The 4,706-nt window shown below is 72.7% G+C and carries 6 protein-coding genes; 1 reads left to right on the forward strand and 5 read right to left on the reverse strand.

The annotated features are described in order from the left end of the window. Positions 1-157: 157 nt before the first annotated feature. From COGEMETH_RS24680 to ygfZ, 5 genes are all read right to left on the reverse strand, one after another. Positions 158-418, reverse strand: a complete 261-nt coding sequence (locus tag COGEMETH_RS24680; RefSeq protein ID WP_238185310.1) for an exodeoxyribonuclease VII small subunit — start codon at positions 416-418, stop codon at positions 158-160. Positions 419-562: 144 nt separating this feature from the next. Continuing rightward, positions 563-1,078, reverse strand: coding sequence for a tyrosine phosphatase family protein (locus COGEMETH_RS24685; RefSeq protein ID WP_238185311.1), 516 nt, complete (start codon positions 1,076-1,078; stop codon positions 563-565). Further along, a complete protein-coding gene (locus COGEMETH_RS24690; RefSeq protein ID WP_238185315.1) occupies positions 1,078-1,644 on the reverse strand; it encodes an HD domain-containing protein in 567 nt (188 codons plus the stop codon). The genes COGEMETH_RS24685 and COGEMETH_RS24690 overlap by 1 nt, the downstream gene beginning before the upstream one ends. A 29-nt stretch (positions 1,645-1,673) precedes the next feature. Further along, complete coding sequence (locus COGEMETH_RS24695; RefSeq protein WP_238185312.1) at positions 1,674-2,291, reverse strand: DNA-3-methyladenine glycosylase I; 618 nt, start codon at positions 2,289-2,291, stop codon at positions 1,674-1,676. 44 nt (positions 2,292-2,335) lie between these two features. After that, positions 2,336-3,193: a CAF17-like 4Fe-4S cluster assembly/insertion protein YgfZ gene (gene ygfZ, locus COGEMETH_RS24700; protein WP_238185313.1), complete on the reverse strand. Its 858-nt coding sequence runs from the start codon at positions 3,191-3,193 to the stop codon at positions 2,336-2,338. A 96-nt stretch (positions 3,194-3,289) separates the two neighbouring features. On the opposite strand from ygfZ, the gene COGEMETH_RS24705 reads away from it, so the two are divergent. After that, a complete protein-coding gene (locus tag COGEMETH_RS24705) occupies positions 3,290-4,642 on the forward strand; it encodes a dihydroorotase (RefSeq protein ID WP_238185314.1) in 1,353 nt (450 codons plus the stop codon). Positions 4,643-4,706: the final 64 nt, after the last annotated feature.

Consider the following 4,706-nt stretch of genomic DNA (forward strand, 5'->3'; position numbering starts at 1 on the left):
CCGCGTCGACCATCTCCGCACGCACCGCGTCGGCCACGGCCTGAAGCTCGCTCTCCGGCAACCGCCGAAGCGCACGCGGCTCGTCAACACGGTCCAGGAGATCGCTCATCGTCGTCGATATCGCCACGCCATCCACCTCGTGTCTTGTATGCGCGGCCTACTCCACGTCGAGGGGCGCCGTGCCGTCAGGTCGTCCGTCGGGCGTGAGGGTGATCCGCTGGATGCGGACCTCCGCCTTCTTCAGCAGCGCCTCGCAGTGCCGCTTCAGCGCCTCGCCGCGCTCGTAGATCTCCACCGACTCGTCGAGGGGCACGTCGCCCCGCTCGAGGCGGCGCACGATCTCTTCGAGCTGTTCCAGCGCCTTCTCGAACGGCATCTCGCCGATTTGAGCGGGCGCGTCGGATCGGGCCGTGGTCATCCCTCGCACATCCTTTGGTCCGGTTCTAAGGCGGAGTTCGCGGCCGCTGCAACCCAACCGGCCTCCGGGCCGTGCCGGGGCGCACCGCTTTCGGGGGCGACGGCGGCGTTTCGGCCACACCGCGCCGGATCGCACGACATGGGTTCAGGCGTCGAGCCCCAGGCTGAACGGGGTGCCCTCGAACGCGTCGGCGCCGCGCCCGATCCCGGCGATGGCCGCGACCATGCGCCCGTCCCGCCCGAGCATGCGGTCGGCGATCTCCACGAACAGGCGGTTGGGCGTGGCCGACGGGGAGGCGGCGCGCAGACGCCGAGCGATCTCGGCCTCGTCGCGGCCGGGCGCGAGGGCACAGGCCGTGACGTAGGCCGCGGCCGTCGAGCGGCTGATCCCGGCATAGCAGTGGATCACCAGCGGCCTCTCCCGCGGCCAGGCGCGGACGAAGGCGAGGATGGCCGCGACATGCGCGTCGGCCGGCAGCACGTGGCCGTCCATCGCGCCCGCGATGTCGCTGACGCCGACGGTCCTGTGGTTCTCGGCGGGGATCGCGGCCGGCCGCTGCATCGGCGTGCCGACGTTGACGAGCGTCAGGAGGTGGCTCGCCCCCGTGGCGGCGACGGTCTCGGGCAGGCGCGAGAGGGGGCAGACGTGGAGCGTCGGCATCAGGGGGCGGTCCCGGTGAGGGTTTCGAATCGGTCGAGGTAGCGCGCCTGCGCCTGCGCCGTGGGCCAGGGCTCGACCAGGGCGAGGATGCCGGGCGTCAGCACTTCGGGCCGCCCGAAGTAGCGCGCCGCCTCCGCCTCGCTGAAGCCGGCCAGATGCACCGCCTCGACATGGGCGGCGATCCGGTCGGCCCGCTTGACGAGGCGGGCGAAGGCCGGGCTCGGCGCGTCGAGGCCGAAGCGGCGGCGCACCGCCGCCAGCAGGCGCCGCTCCACGCCCTTGTACGAATCGCCGATCGCGGCCTTGAGGGGCGAGATGATGTCGCCGACCACGTATTCGGGCGCGTCGTGCAGCAGCAGTTCGAGCCCCTGGGGCCCACTGCAGCCCGGCGTGAGGTGGCGGCCCACCGCCTCCACGAGGAGGCTGTGCTGCGCCACCGAGAACACGTGCGGGCCGGCCGTCTGCCCGTTCCAGCGGGCGACGCGGGCGAGACCGTGGGCGATGTCGGCGATCTCGATGTCGAGGGGGGAGGGGTCGAGGAGGTCGAGGCGGCGCCCCGACAGCATGCGCTGCCAGGCCCGCGGCGCGGGCGGGCTCACGCCGCCCGTCCTAGGGCGGCGCAGGGGGCGTGGCGGTGGCAGCCGACGAGGTGGTCGTTGACCATGCCCACCGCCTGCATGAAGGCGTGGACGATGGTCGGGCCGCAGAACGAGAAGCCCTCGGCCTTCAGCGCCTTGGCGATGGCCCGCGAGACCTCGGTCTCGGTCTGGATCGCGCCGCGGTGCTCCGCTCCCGATTGTATCGGGCGGTCGTCCTCCAAGAAATCCCAGAGGAAGCGGGAGAAGCCGGGGCCGCTCTCCTCGATCCGCAGCCAGGCGCGGGCGCCGGCGATGGTGCCGACGATCTTGGCGCGGTTGCGGACGATGCCGGTATCCGCCATCAGCCGTGCCACGTCGGCCTCGGTGAAGCGGGCGATCCGCTCCGGGTCGAACTCGGCGAACGCCCGCCGAAACCCCTCCCGGCGGCGCAGGATGGTGATCCAGGACAGGCCGGCCTGGAAGCCGTCGAGGATCAGTTTTTCGTACAAGGCGCGCCCGTCGCGCTCCGGCACGCCCCATTCGGTGTCGTGATAGGCGACGTAGAGGGGATCGAGGCCGGCCCACCAGCAGCGGGCACAGCCGTCGGGATGATGGACGAGGCCGTCGACGGACATGGCCCGGATTTAGCCGGCCCTCTCGGGGAAGGCCACCCGGTCCCTCAGCCCGCCACCGCGCCCACGGCCTCGGGCATGGCGAAGGTGGCGAAGGCCGGGCGCGCGACGCCCAGAACCTTGCCGTCCGCCCGCAGGGGCTCGCCCGCCACCACGGCATCGGCCAGCCGGTCGATCCGCAGCATCACCAGGCCCCGTGCGCCGGCCCGGCTGCCGGTGAGCCCGAGCACCTTCGCGCCGGCGGTGATCTCCGAGCCCGGTTCGGCGGCCTCGCCCCCGGCATAGGTCGCGGGCAGGATGCGGGTGCGGGCGGTGCCGCGGTGCTGCATCCGCGAGACCACCTCCTGCCCGACGTAGCAGCCCTTCTTGAAATCCACCCCGCCGAGCTGGTCCATCAGCGCCTCGTGGGGGAAGGCGTCGCCCAGCGGGAAGTCGCGCCCGGCCTCCGGCACGCCGAGGCCGATGCGGTGGGCGTGGTAATCCTCGCTCGACGCATCCGCCGAGAACGCGCCCTCCGTCGCGTAGAGGCGCGCGCCGAGATCGGGCGCACGGGCATCGGCCACGCGCGCGACCTCGGCCGCCGTGGTCGCGCCGTCCCAGGCGGCGGCCACCGCGACGGTCGGGTCGGGCACGATCTCGGCCTTGGCGCGCAGGCGGTACAGGCTCAGGCGCTTGGCCAGCGCTTGCGCCTGGTCGACCGTCACGTCGAGGCGGTAGCCGCCCGCGATCCGCGAGATCAGGAAGTCGAACAGGATCTTGCCCTGGGGCGTGAGCAGCGCGCCCAGCCGCGCCTCGGCGTCATCGAGGGTCTCGACGTTGCAGGTGATCACACCCTGGAGCAGCGCCGTCGCGTCCTCGCCCGTCACGGTGACGAGGGCGCGGTCCGGCAGAAGGGCGATCGGCATGGCGGCTCCATCGCTGCCGCGGTCGAGGGCTTTGCACGGCAGCGTGCGTGACATAAGCCGCTGGCCGCACAGCCTCAACCACCCGGGAGCCTCGCCGTGGACCAGCCCTTCGACCTCGTCCTCGCCGGCGGGACGATCGTGAACCAGGACGGCGCGCACATGGCCGACCTCGGCATCCGGGGCGGGCGGATCGCGCGGATCGGGGATCTGACCGGACATGCTGCGGCCGAGCGCCAGGATTGCACCGGCCTCCACCTCCTGCCCGGCTTCATCGACACGCAGGTGCATTTCCGCGAGCCCGGCCTCGACCACAAGGAGGACCTGGAATCGGGCTCGCGCGCCGCGGTGATGGGCGGCATCACGGCGGTGTTCGAGATGCCCAACACCAACCCGCTGACCACCAGCGCCGAGGCGCTGGCCGACAAGGTCGCCCGCGCGCACCACCGGATGCATTGCGACTTCGCCTTCTGGGTCGGCGGCACGCACGAGAACGCCGCGCAGGTGGCGGACCTGGAGCGCCTTCCGGGGGCCGCCGGCATCAAGGTGTTCGTGGGCTCCTCCACGGGCTCGCTGCTGGTGGAGGACGATGCGGGGGTTCGCGAGATCCTCAGGCGCACCCGGCGACGCGCGGCCTTCCACGCCGAGGACGAGCCGATGCTGCGGGAGCGCAAGGGCCTGCGCGTGCCGGGCGATCCGGCCTCCCACCCGGTCTGGCGCTCGCCCGAGGTGGCGCTGAAGGCGACGCAGCGCCTCGTGGCGATCGCCCGCGAGACGGGGGCGCGCATCCACGTCCTGCACATCTCGACGCGGGAGGAGATGCGGTACCTCGCCGACCACAAGGACGTGGCGAGCGCCGAGGTGACGCCGCACCACCTGACCCTGGACGGCACGGAGGCCTATCCGCGCCTGGGCACCCTCATCCAGATGAACCCGCCCGTGCGGGACGCCGCCCACCGCGACGGGATCTGGTGGGGCGTGACGCAGGGCGTGGCCGACATCCTCGGCTCGGACCACGCCCCGCATCTCCTGGCGGAGAAGGCCAAGCCCTATCCGGAGTCGCCCTCGGGCATGACGGGGGTGCAGACGCTGGTGCCGATCATGCTCGACCACGTCGCGGCCGGGCGCCTGTCGCTGGCGCGCCTCGTGGACATGACCAGCGCCGGGCCCAAGCGCCTGTTCGGCATCGCCCGCAAGGGGCGCCTCGCGGTCGGCTACGACGCGGACGTGACGGTGGTGGACCTCGCCCGCCGCGAGACCATCCGCAACGGCTGGATCGCGTCGAAATGCGGCTGGACGCCCTATGACGGGGTCGCCGTCACGGGCTGGCCGGTGGGAACCGTGGTGCGCGGCGCCCGCGTGATGTGGGAGGGGGCTCTGACCGCGCCCTCACGGGGCGAGGCGGTCCTGTTCGACGAGGCGCTGGGAGGGGCGGGGGCATCCGTTTTATAGACCGCGTCACCGAAACCATCTCGGTCGGCGCGCATCCCTCCCCCCTCTGCGGGCTATCGTATTC

Origin of the sequence: Methylobacterium trifolii (genome assembly GCF_022179685.1) — a bacterium.
GTDB lineage: Bacteria > Pseudomonadota > Alphaproteobacteria > Rhizobiales > Beijerinckiaceae > Methylobacterium > Methylobacterium trifolii.

Bases quoted from the DNA above. Each gene is read 5' to 3' on its own strand.
- COGEMETH_RS24680 (WP_238185310.1), bottom strand. From the start codon at position 418: ATGACCACGGCCCGATCCGACGCGCCCGCTCAAATCGGCGAGATGCCG.
- COGEMETH_RS24685 (WP_238185311.1), bottom strand. From the start codon at position 1,078: ATGCCGACGCTCCACGTCTGCCCCCTCTCGCGCCTGCCCGAGACCGTC.
- COGEMETH_RS24690 (WP_238185315.1), bottom strand. From the start codon at position 1,644: ATGCTGTCGGGGCGCCGCCTCGACCTCCTCGACCCCTCCCCCCTCGAC.
- COGEMETH_RS24695 (WP_238185312.1), bottom strand. From the start codon at position 2,291: ATGTCCGTCGACGGCCTCGTCCATCATCCCGACGGCTGTGCCCGCTGC.
- ygfZ (WP_238185313.1), bottom strand. From the start codon at position 3,193: ATGCCGATCGCCCTTCTGCCGGACCGCGCCCTCGTCACCGTGACGGGC.